This window comes from Streptomyces sp. NK08204 (assembly GCF_020400585.1).
Taxonomy (GTDB): domain Bacteria; phylum Actinomycetota; class Actinomycetes; order Streptomycetales; family Streptomycetaceae; genus Streptomyces.
This window is the reverse complement of sequence record NZ_JAINVF010000007.1, coordinates 267,229-283,774: the sequence shown is the minus strand read 5'-3', so window position 1 is coordinate 283,774 and position 16,546 is coordinate 267,229. Positions and strand designations below refer to the sequence as shown.

Below are 16,546 nucleotides of genomic sequence, written 5' to 3'. Positions count from 1 at the left end.
GGGGTGTCTTGCGGTCGACTTCTCGGTGCCCTGCCCAGGTATCGAAGCTCCAGGTCAGCGCCCCCGCTCCCCAGCCTCTCTCCTAAAGCGGGTGTCGCAGGTTCGAATCCTGCCGGGGGCACAAGGGAAAAGGCCCCGAACCGATCTTGGTTCGGGGCCTCGACGGGCTCGACGGCGTCCGCGTCAACGTCCAGCACTTCCCCTCCGGGGACGTACGCGGCTACAAGATCGCCATCGAAGGCGACACCAACGCCGCAGGCCAGCCGATCTGGTTCTCCGGCTCCGAACCCGCCCCCGACCTGCACCTACGGGCCGTCTTGCCAGAGCGTGCCGATGAGGTTCTCGCCGACCCTGCCTGGCCGGCACTGGCCGCCGCCCTCACCCAAGCCAAGAACGCTGGCCACGACCCCCAACAGCTCCTCCAGCACGCCGCCCGCCAGCGTGCACTGGACGACGCCCGCTCCACCGCCCGAAGCCTCACCTGGCGCATCAAACGCCTCGGCGCATGGCCAGCACCCAGCGAGCAAGCGCGAGCCGCACAGGCACACACGGCCACGATCACGCGAGCGACACCGCCACCTTCCTCAGCGCCATCCACCCCGCCCGTGGCGACCAGCACGGTGAACGACTCCAGCCGCAGACGCTGACCGGTAAAGCAGGCGGAACACAGCCGACGATCGGCCGCCTGCACCTCGTTCGCGTTGAACGCCGACGCCTGGACCAAGCAGCCGCGCCGGGAACAGCCGGTCCGGTCGGCGCGGTTGCATCGACCGAGGAACCGGCGCCGCACGGGCGGGGAACACGGAGACCACAAGGTCGTCCGCCCCACCAGGATCCGGGCCCCAGGATCGCGGTACGCCCGCCGCGCACTCGGACCAAGACGTATTTCTGCAGGAGGACTGTTCCTTGACTGACCGGCCCTTGACGCTCATGGCAGTACACGCCCACCCCGACGACGAAGCCACCGGAACCGGAGGGGTCCTCGCGCGGTACGCGGCGGAAGGCATCCGCACGGTTCTCGTGACGTGTACCGACGGCGGTTGCGGCGACGGACCGGAGGGTGTCAAACCGGGCGATCCCGGGCACGATCCGGCGGCCGTCGCCCTGATGCGCCGTCAAGAACTCGAAGCAAGCTGTGAGGTGCTGAAGGTCAGCAATCTGGAGATGATGAACTATGCCGACTCCGGGATGATGGGCTGGCCCAGCAACGACGCCCCCGGATCCTTCTGGCAGACCCCCGTCGAGGAAGGCGCGGCCCGACTCGCGGAACTCATGCGGCACTACCGACCGGATGTGGTCGTCACCTACGACGAGAACGGCTTCTACGGCCACCCCGACCACATCCAGGCCCACCGCATCACGATGGCGGCGCTGGAGATGACCGCGCTGACACCGAAGGTGTACTGGACCACGATGCCCCGCTCGGGGATGCAGCGGTTCGGGGAGATCATGCGCGAGTTTCATCCGGACATGCCGGAGCCGGATCCTGCCGAGGCCGCCGCGATGGCCGAGATCGGCCTGCCCGACGATGAGATCACCACGTGGGTGGACACCACCGCGTTCAGCGGTCAGAAATTCGACGCGCTGGCCGCGCACGCCAGTCAGGGCGAGAACATCTTCTTCCTCAAGATGGGCAAGGAGAGGTTCGGTGAGTTGATGGGCATGGAGACCTTCGTACGGGTCCAGGACGCCACCGGCGCGGCCGTACCCGAGAACGATCTCTTCGCCGGGCTGCGCTGATCCGCCCGCCCGACCAGCTGGGAAAGCGCATCGACTGCACTGCGCGACCGAGCGAGTCACACACCTGACACCAACTGCGAGACCCTACAGAAGTGCAGGGCCTCGGTTTTCGTCGACGAATCTCATGGCGTGAAGGGAAGCCCTGGCAGGGGCATGTGAGGGCGGCCCGCCCAGTGCAGGAAGTGGGCGGGCCGCCGATGTCGAGGGTGCGGGCACTGGCGTAGTCGGCGTCTGCGAACCCGTAGTCGTGGATGAGGGTCTCGACGTCGTCCACCCGCGTGGGGCCGGTGTCGGCGAGGACCAGGGCGCCGCTGTCTTCGGCGATGCCGACGCCCTTGGGGGCCTTGGCGGGGGTGGCTCCCCAGGGGCCGAAGTAGCGGCGGGACCAGTCGGCGATCTCCTCCGTCTGGGAGGCGACCGTCACGGTGGCGGTGTCGGCGACGATGTGGGTTGCAGTCAGCGGCACGAGGTTGCTCCTTCGCGGGTGATGGTGCAGTAGGCCGCGCCCAACTTGGCGCGGGCGGCTACGAACTGGGCGGCTTCCCGTTCCTTCAGGCTCAGAGGGGTGACGGTGGGCTGACCGGCGGTGATCTGCAACCGGATTCCGAGCCAGACGCCATCGCGGTTGACGGACAGCACATCCGTGCCGTCCTCGACGGCCAGGATCTTGCGCAGGGAGGACACCACGGCGGCACTCGGGCCGTTTCGCACGCGGCCGATCCCGGTGTTGATCCGGCACGGCCGGTCACGGAGTTCGGCCGTCATCGACCATCAAGCCGGACGTCCGGTTTTCACCATAACCGGTCATCATGCGCCGTGAACTCAACCCTCCGTTCGCATGCCCGCAGCACCTCTGATGCAAGTCCCGCACAGCCGCAGCTGGCCTTACGGCCTTCGCTGGAGACACGAGTGCGACCGTCCCATACCTGACGAAACGGCAAGGGCAACGACACTTCGCAGGCTTTGCCCACGCCGCCACGGACAGCGTCCAGGACGCACGGCACCGGTTCTTCGGCATCGACTTCGTCGGCACCGACCACGTCTTCCGACTCAACCGGAAGCGAGTCGAGGCGTTCTCCGGAGTCGCGGAGGATCTCTTCCGCCACCTTGAGGAAGGACGGGTGGAACAGTACCGCCGGGAAATCTACGCTCGCCGGTCCACATGGCCAAGCGACGTCTGGGCACCACGCTGGAACGGTCCCGTCTCCATCCATCCGGATGGTTCCGTACTGGCTATGCGCCTACTGCGCGATTAGTCCGTGTCGGACCCGTAGGAACAGGCGTCACTCGGACCTTTCACAGGCACAGCTCGTGGGTCTGATCCGGTCCGCGGAACAGACTCACGAGCATCGGCACGGGGCTCACGCCTTGGCACCCCGCAGGGCTATGCATCCAACCGTAGAGCCGTCGCCGCGCTCCGGACGCAGCATCAGGGCCGTGGAACGCCTGCACCGACTGGGCAGTAGGACGCGGGCCGCTCTAGGGAATCGGAAGTGTCGACCAAGGGGCCGCCCGTGCAAGGTTGTTGCAGACGCTTCGCACGATGAAGACACGGCGTGATCGGGTTCTTGGTGCAGTGGCCGACCATCCCCACTCTGATCATGTTCCCCGTGCTGGTCTGCGTGTACCTGCGCCTGGCGCGCAGCGAGGAACGGGAAGTCGCCGCCCGGTTCGGCGAACAGTAGACCGCCTACGCCCAACGAACGTCGGCGTTCTGGCCGAAGCTGCGCCACCGGCCACCCACCGCCCGGCAGTCGCGGGGGCGCGCTCGTGGATCGGATCGGCCTGCTGCCTGGAGGTGAGCGATGGTTCCGCAGCGGCCGGCTGCCGGGGAAGGCATCGCCATGGTCACTCCTCGCCGCGGATCACGGCGACCGGGCAGTGTGCGTGATGCAGCAGGGCCTGGCTGACCGAGCCGAGCAGCAGCCCTGTGAAGCCGCCTCGACCACGAGCTCCGGACACGACCAACCGCGCGTCGTGACTCGCCTCGATGAGGGTTGGGCGAATGCGAGAGCGCACCAAGCGCCGCTCCACCGCGACATGTGGGTAACGCGTCAACCACGGGGACAGGGTCTCTTCCAGCAGCCGCTGCTCCTCCTCGCGGAGCCGTTCGATGTCGACCACCATGTTCAGCGGGTCGCCCGGGCCCTCGTAGGCCCGCTCGCTCCAGGTGTTCCACACGTGGAGCGCCAGCAGGCCCGCACCGCGCATCGACGCTTCGGCGAAGGCGAACTCGACAGCCCTTTCACCCGCCGGTGAGCCGTCGACCGCCAGCAGCACGGGGCCGGTGAGGTTCGGCTTGCCCCGGACCACCAGCACCGGGCAATGGCCGTGGGCGGCCAGATGCACGGCGGTGGACCCGAGCAGCAGGCCACCGAACGCGCCAAGCCCGCGGCTGCCCACCACGACGAGCGAGGCGGTGCGCGACTCGATCTCCAGCACCATGAGCGGCTCGCCGACCGTGACCTCCCGGGTGATGTCCACGTGCGGCTCGACTTCGCGTGCCCGCTGTTCGGCCTTGGCCAGCGTGCCGTCCACCAGCTCCCGCACCCCCGCCGCAGCGGGGGTCCAAGGCGGGATCCCCGGGGGGACATGGACCGACGGCCAGCCGAAGGCGTGCACCAGCCTCAGGCCGGTCGCGCGTAGCGCCGCCTCACGCACCGCTGCCTCAACCGCGTCCAGACTGGACGGTGAGCCGTCGACACCCACTACGACCGGCTTCCTCATGGCACCGCCTTCTTGTCAAACGGATCTCGCTGCCTCCTGTACGGGCTCCCTTCCAGATTCCGTCACCGTGCCGCGCGGCGCATCGGGCCGAACGGTCCTGTGCCGAGGGACCGACGACTGGTCGCGCTGACGCGAGCGGTCAGGACGACCGAGGCATCGCGGAACGCCTGCTGCCCCATGAGTACGCCGAGGCTCCGCTGATCATTCTGGCGGCGATGCCGGCGGTACGGCAGGTGCCCACCGCGGTGGTGACGGCGGCACGCGGAGGGGATTCCTGCACGAATCCGATGAGCGCATCACCAGCACCACACCGAAGATCACCGCAGAGTCGACGTACTCACCCAACGCAGCCGTGACGGCGCCCGCGGCCAGCAGGACGTAGATCAGTGGATGGTGGAACTGACGCAGGACCCGCCACAGCAGGCCGCCGCCCACAGCCAGGGGAAGCACATCGGGTCCGAACCGTTCAAGCCTCCGGGCCGCCTCCTCGGTGCTCAGCCCGCCATCGGCGTCGGTCTCCAGCAGCAGTACCACCTCACGGGCCACCACCGCATGGTGCGCGGTCGCCGCGGGGGCGGACGTCTGCCCGGGGGCTCGGGCAACCTCATGGCCGGTCACCGGAACCTCGCACGACCGCGACCGGACAGTGCACGTGATGCAGGACCGCCTGACTTACCGAGCCGAGGAGCAGACCGGTGAACCCACCACGGCCCCGTGCACCGACGACAAGCAGTCCGGCCCTCGCACTCGCCCCGATCAGCGCCTCACGGGCACCGCCCCTCACCACCGTGTGCTCGACCGCAACCTCCGGGTAGCGCTCCTGCCGGCCGGCGACCGCTTCCGCCAGCAGGCGCCTTTCGCCGTCCGCGAGCATGCCTGGAGCCAGTGCATAGGGCTCCGACGGATCCGGCGGAGGAGGAACCGGCACGGTCCACGGCGTCCACGCGTGCAGGGCCACGATGCCGGTGCCGCGCAGGGCCGCTTCGGCGAAGGCGAACTCCACGGCGGCTTCAGCGGCCGGTGAGCCGTCGACGCCGAGCAGGACCGGGCCGGTGCCCTCGGGACGGTCACGCACCACGAGGACCGGACAGCGCCCGTGCGCGGCCAGATGGACCGCCGTCGACCCCAGCATCAGCCCGGCGAAACCTCCCAGCCCCCGGCTGCCCACCACCAGTGCTGCCGTGCGCGACTGGGCCTCCAGCACCGTCAGCGGCCCACCCGCCACCACCGAGTCACCGACCTCGACGTCAGGGGCCACAGAACGGGCGTGCTCCACCGCCTCAACCACCAGACGTCCGGCCGCCTCCCGCAGCACTTCCCCGGCCGACCCCGTGGACCACAGACCGAGCGACGCATACACGGCAGGCAGAAAATACGCGTGCACGATCTTCAGCCCGCACCCGCGAAGCCTCGCCTCACGCGCCGCGACCGCCACAGCGTCCAGGCTGGAAGGCGAGCCGTCGACTCCCACGACAACCGGCGGCCTCACGGCGAGCCTCCAGGCTCCCGAAGCACGACGCCTGCCCCACGTCGAGCGCGGTAGGACCGTCTCAGCCGTACGGAAGGCTCGGCGAGCCCACACGGATGCCAGACCTGGCAGGGGCTGGTGCTCATCATCGGCGCCGCCTCCTCATCCCACTGTCTCCCGGGATCCGACCCCGGTCCTGTCGCCTTGGGCCGCCTGCGCTCGTGCTGCCTCGCAGCAGACGAGGGCGAAAGGATCGGCGTCTTGCTCGACGGTCCGGTGACTTCGACCGGGTGCTCTACGAGACGACGATCCGGACGAGGCTCGAGGCGCGCTCCGGCTCGCCGAAGACGAGGCCGACACCCTCGCCCCACCAGGGCACGGATTCAGCACACCTGAAGGCGGGGAAACCCGTGAACGCGCCCCGGCCCCGGCCGCGGAGGCCGGCGTATTGCCCGTGTGCCGAAGGTCGTGGAAGTGCAGTTCGGCCATGACACCGGCGGCTTGTCAGGAAGTGCCCGGCACAAGGGACGGAACCCGTGTCGGGGCAGGAACACGACGCCAGCGCCGGGGGCAACGTCGGCACACGGAGACCCGCCATCACAGCATCAGCGATTGGCTCGAAGGAAGGCGGCACCCCCGGCCAACACGCCGCGTATCCCCGAATAATCGCCTCGGCTAAAGCCAATGCCGACCAATGCTACTCCGATGATCTTCTCATCATCTTAATTGCCCCTTGGCGACCAAGAACTGCAGGGGAATACCGCCATATTGGTCGTTCTTCTTCTCATGCCAGCGGGTGAGCTTGTCTTACAGGCTCCTGCGATCACACAGTGCAGGTCAATCGGCGAAACCGACTTCCAGGTCTACCCAACGCAGCGGTGCCGGTGCGCCGATTCATGGCTGCCGTTGCCAGCCTTCCGTGAAGACCAACAGGTGAGGAAATGAGAAAGGTTTACGCCTTTTTGCCGGGGCTCGCGGCAGTGGCCGCAGTACTCCCGGCCACACCCAGCTATGCCGCCTCCACGCTCGTAGTCTCCGCCAGCGGACGAACGGCTCACTGCCCCAACGCCACCTACACGACGATTCAGTCCGCCGTCAGCGCGGCATCGTCAGGGGACACCATCCATGTCTGCCCCGGCACCTACAACGAAACCGTCACCGTCACCACGCCGGATCTCACGCTGGAGGGAGAGACCACTCTGCCGCCGGACTGTGATGTGTTCGCACCGCCCAATCCGGCGACGGACTCCATCATCCAGCAATTCCCGAACCCTCCCTCAAGCAACCAGGGAACCGTCTACCTGAACGCGGACAACATCCGGTTCAGGGGCTTCACGGTGCAGAACAACCAAGGCGCCGCGGACAACTCCGGCGGCTTCGCCATCCAGACGACCCCCGCCCACTCCGGCTACGTGATCACGAACAACGTGATTCAGAACAACCCGGCCGGAATCTACTTCAACGCGAGCGGCACAACGCAGTCCGAGGTCGCACAGAACTGCATCCGCTTGAACAACATGGGCTATGGGGTCGCGTCCGCGGCCGGTAACGGCATCTACTCCGACCAGGGCCTGGACAACGCGCTGATCGACAACAACGCGTTCTTCCAGAACAAGAACGGCGCGATCACCCTCGACAAGTACCAGAACATCCTGCGGGCCACCGTCGATCAAAACGTCTCGCACGAGGACGGTGGGCTGCTGAACATCTTCCACTCCACCGACAGTGTGGTGACCGACAACCAGGCGGTCGACAGCACCGGATCCGCGATCTACATCGGAGGCGCCAACTCCGGGCTTCAGGTTCTGCGCAACGACATCCAGGGCAGCTACCACGGCGTGCGCGCGGAAAACGTCGTCGGTGGCCCGTCAGATGCAAACACTCAAATCCAGATCAGCGACAACAACATCCGCAACACCACGCGCGGCGACGGTATCTCGGCAGGTTCGAGCTCACTGACGTTTTCCACCATCTCGGACAACAGCGTGAGCAACAGCGGGCACGACGGCGTCCTCATCGAGGACGCCGGCGTCAACGCCGGCAACCTGGTCACCCGCAACGTGCTGCAGAACAGCCGGGTGTACGACTGCGAAGACCTCACCACCGGCACCGGCACGGCCGGGACGGCGGACACCTGGACGGCCAATCAGGCCAACACGAGCAACCCGGCCGGACTGTGCCCCAGGGTGCCGCCCTCCTTGACGATCAAGAAGACCCACCAGGGAGACTTCAAAGAGGGCAAGCTCGGCACGTACACCATCACGGTCGGCAACAGCGCCGGTGCCGGTTCCACGAACGGCAGCACGGTGACCGTCCGTGACGTCCTTCCCAAGGGACTGACCGCTGCGGCTCTCTCGGGGACCGGATGGACCTGTGACCTGGCCACGCTGACCTGTACCCGTAGTGATGTCCTGGCCGCCGGGCAGAGCTACCCGCCGATCACGCTCACGGTCCTCGTGCCGTGCAACTGCAAGACGCGGCACGACATCGACAGGGTGACGGTCACCGGGGGCGGCGACAGTGCCACGCACACCGCCACAGACCGCACCTACATCAAATGCAAAGAGCCCCACCCCCACCCCAAGCCGCACCCCAAGCCGCACCCCAAGCCCCACCACAAGCCCAAGCCCCACCACCCCAAGCCCCACCGCCACTGACGGTGGCAGCCGGAGGCAAGGGCCGGTCGCTGTAACCCTCTCTGCTCGACAGCGTCGGCAGAGTGGATGAGGTTGGTGGTGGGTGCATCGAGGCGTATCCCGTCGCTCGTCGCACCCACCATCGTTGCTCAACCGATGACCGGGTCGCCCAGTGGCTCAGCGAGCAGGGCGACGGCTTCCCGCTCGCCCTCGCTGACCACGTGCGTGGTGGCCCGAGCTGGGGAAGCAGTGGGTCGAGGAGCGAAGGTTCGGTGCGGGAGCCCGTGGCTCAGACGAGACTCACTCCGGCTCCGGGCCAGGGACGTCAAGGCGACCGCGTACTACATCGACCGACGAAGCACCATCGGCCTCGGGACTACGGTCATTGGGCTGGTGAGTCTCGCCGTGCACGGTGTCAGTGGCCCACGCCGGAACTCGGATCACGTGGACGATCCGGCCAGTGCTCCTCCTGATGCTCGCGCATCGCCAGGCACCCAACCACCGCCACGCGCACACGGATTGAACCCCGCCCGGCAGGGCGAGTAACAACCCTCTCCACTGTGCGTCCGTGCGCGATCTCCCGAGCCGGGCACCTGTGAGCGACGCTCGGTCACCGGATCAGGGCGGCGACTGCTGCCTCGATGCCTTCGACGTCCGGGTCACCACCATCTGAGGTATCGACTTCAACGACGGCATGGGCTCCACCCGGCGGAGCGAAAATCGACCGCTTCATCTCGCCTCGCTGGAACTGAGAGGAGAGCTGTCGGTCGACTGCCCCGCCTCCGGCCGCCCGGGCGCGGAGGCGCTCGGCGATGACCGATTCGCCGGCGACGACGTGAACAGCGAGCACCCGGGCGTCGCATGCGAGGAGCGCATCCAGCAGCTTGCGCGACAACACGGAGGACTCCACGACGAAGCTCGCCCCTGATGAGGCGAGCAGCTGGGCTGCGTCGACCATCACGGCCTCAGCACGGAGGCTCAATGGACCGCCGGCGATGTGGAAGTCCGGGTTGAACTGAACACCACCGTCCTCGGCGACGGAAGCCGAGGACAGCCCGAGACCGGCCTTGATCTCATCCCGGGTCAGGAACGGCACACCGAGGCGGCGCGCCGTTGCGCAGGCAACGGTGGTCTTTCCGGCCCCCGGGGACCCGCATACGGCGACCACGACCGGCCGTTCACGCGTCGACATCCGCCGATCCTGCCGGATCTTGACCATGCTGTCTACGAGCCGATCATGGTCGGCCGAGCGGCCTCGGCGCCGACACCGCCCGCGGTTCGCATCGAGGGGCCCGGGGAACGGTCCCGTAGCCGTGCCACTCTCGTGCCGGAAGGGATGGGGGACTCACGGGGAACTGGGTTTCCACACGGGAGTGTTCGGCCAGACGCACGGGCGTGTTCGCCCGGACTCCGCCCAGTAGCGGTACGGAATCCGCTGCTCACGCCAACCCGGCCGTGGGCTATGGGCCTTGGCGAAAGAGCCGGCCGTCCTGCATCTCCCAGAACGCCTGGCAGCGCGGGGGCCGGCCTGCTCTTCCACGTATCGCTGGACCCGGTCTCTGATCAACTGCCTGGCGTCTGCGGTGGGTTCATGACGACATTCGCCATGGCGCGAGCCATACGCTGGTGGAATCTCCACAGGAAGGGATCTTTGGGGCAGGGGGCGCCGAAGAAGCCCTGTGGTGTCACCTGTCGGGCGTGCTCGCCGCCTTTCCGCCATTCCGCCAGGTCTTGCGGCCCCAGGCCGGTGGGCTTCAGCCGGGCCATGGCGTCGTAGTCGACGAGTTCGGGGAACCAGCGCATCATCAGTGCGCTTTCGATCTCTTCCGCGTGCACACCCAGTTCGCCGGTCAGCTCCAGACCTTCGAACAAGGGCTGCATGGCAAAGACACCCAGGGCAGGTGTCTGCGCGGCGTCGCCGAGCCGGTCGGCGATGAAGTCGGGTTCCACCAGCACGACCCGGGTATGCCCTTCCGCGTGCTGGCGCTGCACGACGTCCAGCAGCATCTGGTTGTGGGCGATGTCCCCCTGGTGGTTGATGACGAAGATCCGCTCGAATCCGTCCGTTGCCAGGGAATCCAGGATGTCGGTGTGCAGCGCGACCGCCGTCTCGGGACGCGTGCGGAAGGTTCCGGGGAAGCTCGAACAGACCTGATTGATGCCCCAGAAAACCGGTGGAGCGATCAGCGCCTCCACCCCGTGCTGCTCCAGTTCCGCCTTCACGAGCCGGCACAGTTGATAGGCGCCGTAGGCATCGGTTCCCAGTGGCAGATGGGGACCGTGCTGCTCTATGACACCGGTGGGGAGCAGCACGCATGCACCTCGACCAGCCGCTGCCTCCACTTCTGGATACGTGAGGTCGGCCATCGTTTCAGTAAATATCGAATACCCGCCTGTCACCCGGGTCTCCTCCCCCTGAGTGCGATGTCAGCCCGCGTCCCGGGCTCCGTGACGATCTTCATGCCCGGGTGAGAAGCCGCGCGATCACCGACATCGACCGGCTCCCGGCCCCGATCTTGGAGGAAGTCAACAGGCCCTAGAGCACTGCCGTTTGACGGGCCCATGCTGCGCCGGACAGGCTCCAGGAGATGGTCGCCTCACTTCCGCGAGACCGTGCGGTGGTGCCCCGGACCGTCCGTTCCGCCGTTGCCCGATGAGTGTGTCCGGAGATCTTTGACGGCAGGGGTTGCGTCGGGGAATCCGGCTTTGCGGGCTCGCTCAGGGCGGCCGGCCGGACTCCGGGTTCCGTTCGGCGTCAGGTCACCAAAGAGCAGTCAGCCGTGAGGAGCTGCCCGCTCGAGGTCCGGGCGATCGTTCCCCCGGTCACCCGCCCCTCAAGGCATGGCAGTCACGATCAGCAGCGTGTGGGGCCGCTACGCGACGCCGGCCATGACCGCGGTCACGACCTTGCGGACGGCCCCGGTGTCCGGTGGGGTGCCTTGCCGGTCGGCGAACAGCATGTGCACGGCCCCGATCAGCGTGGGAGCGAGTGTGTCGATGTCCGCGTCTGCGGTGATGCGGCCGAGGTCGCGTTCAGCGGTGAGGTAGGAGGTGATCGCGGTCGCGGCGTCGCTGAGGACCGGGACGCCGGTGGGCCTGGCCGTGCGCAGGCGGGCACGCAGGTCGTCCCGGGAGGTGACGAGGCTGACGATCGCCACCGCGACCGACCCGAACAGGTCGATCAGTTCCCGGGTGAGGTTGTCGGCCACGGTGCCGGTTCCAGCTGTTCTGCGCAGGGCGGCAGCCTGGTCGTCGATCCGGGCGATGCGGTCCAGCACGAGCTCGGCGAGGAAGGCGTCGAAGTCGGCGAAGTGGCGGTGCAGGACGCCCTTGGCGCAGCCCGCCTCAGTGGTGACCGCCCGGCTGGTCAGCGCGCTCGGTCCGTCGCGGAGCAGGACGCGCTCGGCCGCTTCGAAGAGTTGGTCGCGAACGTCGCGGATGGCTACTCCCGTGGGCACCGCGCAATCTCCCTCGCTCCGTTGGATCGGCCCGTTTCGATTGACGAGTGGGCATGTGCCCACTCATAGTGGGCACATGCCCACTATACCGTCGGGGCGTTCTCCTCGCCCCGGACGCGCGTCCCGTGAATCCGGCCACGCGTCCCATGAACACCGACAGGTGGCGGAATCGTTCGGTTCGGACGCCGAACGCTACGACCGGGCTCGGCCCCACTACCCCCAGGCTTTGGTGGACCGGATCGTCGCCGCCAGCCCGGGACCGGACGTCCTCGACGTCGGCTGCGGCACCGGCATCGTGGCCCGGCAGTTCGAAGCGGCCGGCTCCCGGGTGCTGGGCGTCGACGTCGACGCCCGGATGGCCGACCTGGCGCGCAAGCGCGGACTCGACGTGGAAGTCGCCTCGTTCGAAGCCTGGGACCCGGCCGGGCGGACGTTCGACGCTGTCGTCTCCGGACAGACCTGGCACTGGGTGGACCCGGTCGCCGGCGCAGCCGTGGCGGCGCAGGCCCTGCGCCCTCGCGGCCTGCTGGCCCTGTTCTGGAACGCGGGCCAACCCGGGCCCGAGGTGGCGCACGCCTTTACCGAGGTCTACCGCAGGGTGCTGCCCGACTCGCTCGCCGCCCGTCAAGGGTCGGTGCCGGCCGTGGACGGGTACGCGCCGCTGTGCGCCAAGGCAGCCGACGGGATACGGGAGGCGGGCGCGTTCGCCGAGCCCGAGCAGTGGCGATACGACTGGGACCAGTCCTACACACGGGACGAGTGGCTGGACCAGTTGCCCACCCAAGGCGCCTTCACCCGGCTCCCGCAGGCCCGGTTGGAGGACGTGCTGGCGGGCGTCGGCGCAGCCATCGATGCAGCGGGAGGCAGCTTCACGATGCACTACGCCACCCTGGCGGTCACCGCGACGCGGACCGCGGGTACCTCGCCACCCAGGTGAAGCCGGCGCCGGGCGGGAGATCGGCCGGGCCCTTCCGCAGGGTCGACCGTCCACGTGGAGGTACTCCGCGCCACCCACGAGGGCCGTTCGGGCGCACACGCGGCATGTCCGGTGATCTCGCCGTCGTTCGGCTCTGCGGCGGAACAGCGCGGGCGCGGAACCGCCCAAGCGAAGGGCAGCGTCCCCGGCCCCTCGCCCAACGAGAGACACCGGCGGGCTGACCATGTCCTGCGCCGCCCGGTCCGCACCCTGGAGCCACCCGGGGCCGTGCCTACTCGGGCGTGGGAAGCCGCGTGGGGACGGTGTTGCTCACCTGCTGAAAAATGACCGAGGTGCGGAAGTCGGTGATTTCACCGCGCTTGCTGAGCCGGTCCGTGAGGAAGGCGTGCAGGTGGTCGAGGTCCTGTACGGCGACGTGCAGCAGGAAGTCGTCGCCTCCGGAGAGCACGAAGGTGTGCAGGACTTCCGGCAGACCGCCGGCGAAGCCCTTGAAGGCGTCGATGACGGCGCGGCTGAGGGGCCGCACCTGGACGGAGACGAGCGCCTGAACGCCGCGGTTGAGGGCGGCGGGGTCGATGTCGGCGTGGTAGCCGCGGATGACGCCCCGGCGGTGGAGTGCCCGGACCCGCTCCAGGCAGGTCGAGGGGGCGATGCCGAGTTGCCGGGCGAGTTCACGGTTGGACTGCCGTGCATCTGTCTGGAGGAGCCGGACGATCGCCGAATCAAGTTCATCCATGGTCGACGACCGTACCCGAATATCAGCCATTCGTTCGGTCTGATGGCGAGTTGAGGAGACATTTGTGCAGCATGGCGTCGTCGAATCGGATGAATGAGAACGCGGAGGTCCCATGCTCGATCATGAGCAGGTAGTGATCCGCACTGGCCGGCGCTCCCGTCTGCCGGTCATCGTGGCTGTGCACTCCACGGCACTCGGTCCGGCGGCCGGCGGCCTCCGGCTCTGGCACTACGCCGACTGGCGGGACGGTCTCACCGACGCCCTTCGCCTGTCGGCCGCGATGACCTCCAAGTTCGCCGTGGCGGGGCTCTCGAGCGGCGGCGGGAAGGCGGTCGTGGCCCTGCCGGAAGGGATGGACCTCGGTGCCGGCCGGCGGCGGGACGTCCTGCGTGACGCGGCCGAGGTGATCGCATCGCTGGGCGGTGCGTACGCCACCGGACCGGATGTCGGGACCGGACCCGCCGACATGGCGGTCATCGGGGAATCCACCCCCCACGTGTTCTGCAAGCCGACGGATATGGGGGGAAGCGGCGACTCGTCCCCGCACACCGCGCAGGGGACGCTCGCAGCACTACGGGCTGTCGGTCGACGGCTGTACGGCACCTCCAGCCTGGACGGCCGCAGTCTCGCCGTGATCGGCCTGGGCCGCGTGGGCGCCGGCCTCGCCCGCCTTCTCGCGGCCGACGGAGCCAGGCTGACGGTGACCGACATCGATCCCGGCAAGCGGAAGGTCGGCAACGAGCTCGGCGCTGTCTGGATGTCGCCCGAGGAGATCCTCGCCGCGGACGTGGACATCGTGGTCCCCGCGGCCCTCGGTTCCGTTCTGACCCGGCAGACCGTGGCCGAGCTGCGCTGCCGTGCCGTGGTCGGACCGGCGAACAACCAACTCGCCACGCCGGACGTCTCCGATCTGCTGCACCAGCGCGACATCCTGTGGGTGCCGGATTTCGTCGCCGGCGCAGGCGGTGTCATCCACGCCGTCAGCACCGAACTCCACCACGTCGGAGCGGACGACGCCCGTGCACGGGTCGACGCCATCGAGGACACCGTCGACACCTTGCTGGACACCGCGCAGCTCCGTGGCCAGACCCCGGCGCAGGCGGCGAGCGAACTAGCCCGGCGACGCCTGCGTGCCGCCGCCGGCAGCCCCACCAGCTCACCCACGGCCGCGTTGCGTTTCCGGGCAGCGGGGCCCCGCGACGCCGAGAACATGGCACTGCTGCACGCCGGCAGCTGGCGCCGGCACTACCGCGGTGCGTACTCCGACGCGTTCCTGGACGGCGACGTGGTGGCCGACCGGCGGTCCGTCTGGTCCTCGCGCCTTTCCGACCCGAGCGGCAGTGCGACGGTCGTGGCCGAGGACGACACCGGGCTCGCGGGATTCGTCCACGTCGTCTTCGACGCGGACGACCGCTGGGGCAGCCTCATCGACAACCTGCACCTCGTCGAGCACCGCCGACGCATGGGCCTCGGCACCGCACTGCTCTCCCGTGCCGCGCAGGCCGTCGCCGAACGCGCGAGTGGCCGTGCCCTGTACCTGTGGGTGCTCGAACAGAACGCAGCTGCCCAGGAGTTCTACCGCGCCCTGGGCGGAACCTGCGTCGAGAAGGCGCCGGTGTCGCCCCCCGGCGGCGTACCGTCGCGGCTCGCCGGCTCCCCTGCCAAGCTCCGCTTCACCTGGCCCGACGCCTCGCTGCTCGCGCAGAGCGACAGTGGGCGAGGCGTACCGACAACCCGGAGGACCACGCCATGACCCCCGCCACGGGTAGCGCCGTCGACCACTACGACCGGATGCTCGCCGAGCACTACACCTGGATGCTGGGCGGCGACGTCCACGAGGTCGCGGTCCGGCAGGCCGCGACGCTCGCGGAACTCGGCCTGACAGGAACCGCGGACGGCGGCCCGGCCATCGACCTGGGCTGCGGCTCCGGTGCGCAGACGCTGGCCCTGGTACGCCTCGGCTTCCCCTCGGTGATCGCCGTGGACACCAGCCGCCGCCTGCTCGACGAGCTCGTCACGCACACCCAGGACGCCGCAGTCGTCCGGCCGGTGCACGGCGACATCCGCACCGTCCTGCCCGAGGCGGCCGAGCCGGGCACGGCCGCGGCCGTCGTCTGCATGGGAGACACGCTTCCCCACCTCCCGTCCAAGGCGGACGTCCCCGTGCTGCTCGGCCACATCAGCCGTGCCCTCGCCTCGGGCGGCCACCTCGTCGTCACCTACCGCGACCTCACGACGGAGCTGCACGGTACCGACCGTTTCATTCCGGTACGCGGCAGCGACGACCGGCTCCTCACCTGCTTCCTGGAATACCGCGACGAGGACACGGTGATGGTCCACGACCTGCTCCACACCCGCACGGACGGCTCCTGGCAGCAGCAGGCCGGCAGCTACCCCAAGCTGCGGATCGCGTCCTCATGGCTGGTCGAACAGTGCCGAGCGGCGGGTCTGGAGGTCCGCCACGACGCCGCGGACGCACGGGGGATGCGGATCCTGCACGCCGTCAAGCCCTGACGAGCGCGCAGGGCTCTCACCGGCACTCGGACCCGGAAAGGCGATCGGCATGAACTCCATCAGCCGTGCTGGGACTTCGGCGACCAGAGCCCGAGTCTGCGAGGTCCCCGCCGCAACAGGTGTCACCGCGCGGACGTGCTCGGCCGTCTCGGGACGGAGCGCGGCCGCGATGGCCGGGCCGTCCATGGCCGGGCCGTCCATGGGCGGGCAACTGACCGACAACCACACGCCCGTGGAGCAGGCCGGGTTCCCGCACGGGCTCGTCGCCGACCCGGCTCTCGCCGTCGTCGATGACGCGCCCACTTGCCGAGCCTGGAGCAGGCAGAGCGG

At 68.7% G+C, this 16,546-nt stretch carries 15 protein-coding genes; 7 read left to right on the top strand and 8 right to left on the bottom strand.

Annotation, left to right across the window (positions count from 1 at the left end; genetic code table 11):
- Positions 1-146: 146 nt before the first annotated feature.
- Both K7G59_RS14665 and K7G59_RS14660 read left to right on the top strand, forming a co-directional pair.
- Positions 147-647: a hypothetical protein gene (locus tag K7G59_RS14665; protein WP_225834194.1), complete on the top strand. Its 501-nt coding sequence runs from the start codon at positions 147-149 to the stop codon at positions 645-647.
- 259 nt (positions 648-906) lie between these two features.
- A complete protein-coding gene (locus tag K7G59_RS14660) occupies positions 907-1,740 on the top strand; it encodes a PIG-L family deacetylase (RefSeq protein WP_225834192.1) in 834 nt (277 codons plus the stop codon).
- Between the two features lie 456 nt (positions 1,741-2,196).
- Here K7G59_RS14660 and K7G59_RS14655 read toward each other — a convergent pair whose 3' ends face one another.
- Positions 2,197-2,451 carry a hypothetical protein gene (locus K7G59_RS14655; RefSeq protein WP_225834190.1) on the bottom strand — a complete coding sequence of 85 codons (255 nt, stop codon included), beginning with the start codon at positions 2,449-2,451 and terminating at the stop codon, positions 2,197-2,199.
- 845 nt (positions 2,452-3,296) lie between these two features.
- Between K7G59_RS14655 and K7G59_RS34710 the strand changes: the two genes are divergently transcribed.
- Complete coding sequence (locus K7G59_RS34710; RefSeq protein WP_263976284.1) at positions 3,297-3,425, top strand: hypothetical protein; 129 nt, start codon at positions 3,297-3,299, stop codon at positions 3,423-3,425.
- Positions 3,426-3,588: 163 nt separating this feature from the next.
- Here the strand turns inward: K7G59_RS34710 and K7G59_RS14650 are convergent, their stop codons facing one another.
- The 3 genes from K7G59_RS14650 to K7G59_RS14640 form a co-directional block, all read right to left on the bottom strand.
- Positions 3,589-4,467 carry a universal stress protein gene (locus K7G59_RS14650; protein ID WP_225834187.1) on the bottom strand — a complete coding sequence of 293 codons (879 nt, stop codon included), beginning with the start codon at positions 4,465-4,467 and terminating at the stop codon, positions 3,589-3,591.
- 201 nt (positions 4,468-4,668) lie between these two features.
- Positions 4,669-5,013 (bottom strand): cation-transporting P-type ATPase, encoded by a 345-nt coding sequence (locus K7G59_RS14645; RefSeq protein ID WP_225834185.1) that lies wholly within the window; start codon positions 5,011-5,013, stop codon positions 4,669-4,671.
- Between the two features lie 58 nt (positions 5,014-5,071).
- The gene (locus tag K7G59_RS14640) at positions 5,072-5,956 is read right to left on the bottom strand and encodes a universal stress protein (RefSeq protein ID WP_225834184.1); all 885 of its coding nucleotides are present in this window, start codon (positions 5,954-5,956) and stop codon (positions 5,072-5,074) included.
- A 920-nt stretch (positions 5,957-6,876) separates the two neighbouring features.
- Here K7G59_RS14640 and K7G59_RS14635 point away from each other — a divergent pair.
- The gene (locus tag K7G59_RS14635; protein WP_225834183.1) at positions 6,877-8,592 is read left to right on the top strand and encodes a right-handed parallel beta-helix repeat-containing protein; all 1,716 of its coding nucleotides are present in this window, start codon (positions 6,877-6,879) and stop codon (positions 8,590-8,592) included.
- A gap of 589 nt (positions 8,593-9,181) precedes the next feature.
- Here K7G59_RS14635 and K7G59_RS14630 read toward each other — a convergent pair.
- The 3 genes from K7G59_RS14630 to K7G59_RS14620 form a co-directional block, all read right to left on the bottom strand.
- Positions 9,182-9,790 (bottom strand): AAA family ATPase, encoded by a 609-nt coding sequence (locus tag K7G59_RS14630; RefSeq protein WP_225834182.1) that lies wholly within the window; start codon positions 9,788-9,790, stop codon positions 9,182-9,184.
- A gap of 344 nt (positions 9,791-10,134) precedes the next feature.
- The gene (locus K7G59_RS14625; RefSeq protein WP_225834181.1) at positions 10,135-10,938 is read right to left on the bottom strand and encodes a creatininase family protein; all 804 of its coding nucleotides are present in this window, start codon (positions 10,936-10,938) and stop codon (positions 10,135-10,137) included.
- A gap of 506 nt (positions 10,939-11,444) precedes the next feature.
- Entirely contained in the window at positions 11,445-12,029 is a 585-nt protein-coding gene (locus K7G59_RS14620) for a TetR/AcrR family transcriptional regulator (RefSeq protein WP_225834180.1), read from the bottom strand.
- A 160-nt stretch (positions 12,030-12,189) separates the two neighbouring features.
- Between K7G59_RS14620 and K7G59_RS14615 the strand changes: the two genes are divergently transcribed.
- Entirely contained in the window at positions 12,190-12,966 is a 777-nt protein-coding gene (locus K7G59_RS14615; protein WP_225834179.1) for a class I SAM-dependent methyltransferase, read from the top strand.
- A gap of 271 nt (positions 12,967-13,237) precedes the next feature.
- Here the strand turns inward: K7G59_RS14615 and K7G59_RS14610 are convergent, their stop codons facing one another.
- Complete coding sequence (locus K7G59_RS14610; RefSeq protein ID WP_225834178.1) at positions 13,238-13,702, bottom strand: Lrp/AsnC family transcriptional regulator; 465 nt, start codon at positions 13,700-13,702, stop codon at positions 13,238-13,240.
- Between the two features lie 112 nt (positions 13,703-13,814).
- Between K7G59_RS14610 and K7G59_RS14605 the strand changes: the two genes are divergently transcribed.
- Positions 13,815-15,455: a GNAT family N-acetyltransferase gene (locus K7G59_RS14605; protein ID WP_225834176.1), complete on the top strand. Its 1,641-nt coding sequence runs from the start codon at positions 13,815-13,817 to the stop codon at positions 15,453-15,455.
- Positions 15,452-16,216, top strand: a complete 765-nt coding sequence (locus tag K7G59_RS14600) for a bifunctional 2-polyprenyl-6-hydroxyphenol methylase/3-demethylubiquinol 3-O-methyltransferase UbiG (RefSeq protein WP_225834173.1) — start codon at positions 15,452-15,454, stop codon at positions 16,214-16,216. The genes K7G59_RS14605 and K7G59_RS14600 overlap by 4 nt, the downstream gene beginning before the upstream one ends.
- Positions 16,217-16,546 lie beyond the last annotated feature (330 nt).

Bases quoted from the DNA above. Each gene is read 5' to 3' on its own strand.
- K7G59_RS14650 (WP_225834187.1), bottom strand. From the start codon at position 4,467: ATGAGGAAGCCGGTCGTAGTGGGTGTCGACGGCTCACCGTCCAGTCTG.
- K7G59_RS14635 (WP_225834183.1), top strand. From the start codon at position 6,877: ATGAGAAAGGTTTACGCCTTTTTGCCGGGGCTCGCGGCAGTGGCCGCA.
- K7G59_RS14630 (WP_225834182.1), bottom strand. From the start codon at position 9,790: ATGGTCAAGATCCGGCAGGATCGGCGGATGTCGACGCGTGAACGGCCG.
- K7G59_RS14625 (WP_225834181.1), bottom strand. From the start codon at position 10,938: ATGGCCGACCTCACGTATCCAGAAGTGGAGGCAGCGGCTGGTCGAGGT.
- K7G59_RS14610 (WP_225834178.1), bottom strand. From the start codon at position 13,702: ATGGATGAACTTGATTCGGCGATCGTCCGGCTCCTCCAGACAGATGCA.
- K7G59_RS14605 (WP_225834176.1), top strand. From the start codon at position 13,815: ATGCTCGATCATGAGCAGGTAGTGATCCGCACTGGCCGGCGCTCCCGT.
- K7G59_RS14600 (WP_225834173.1), top strand. From the start codon at position 15,452: ATGACCCCCGCCACGGGTAGCGCCGTCGACCACTACGACCGGATGCTC.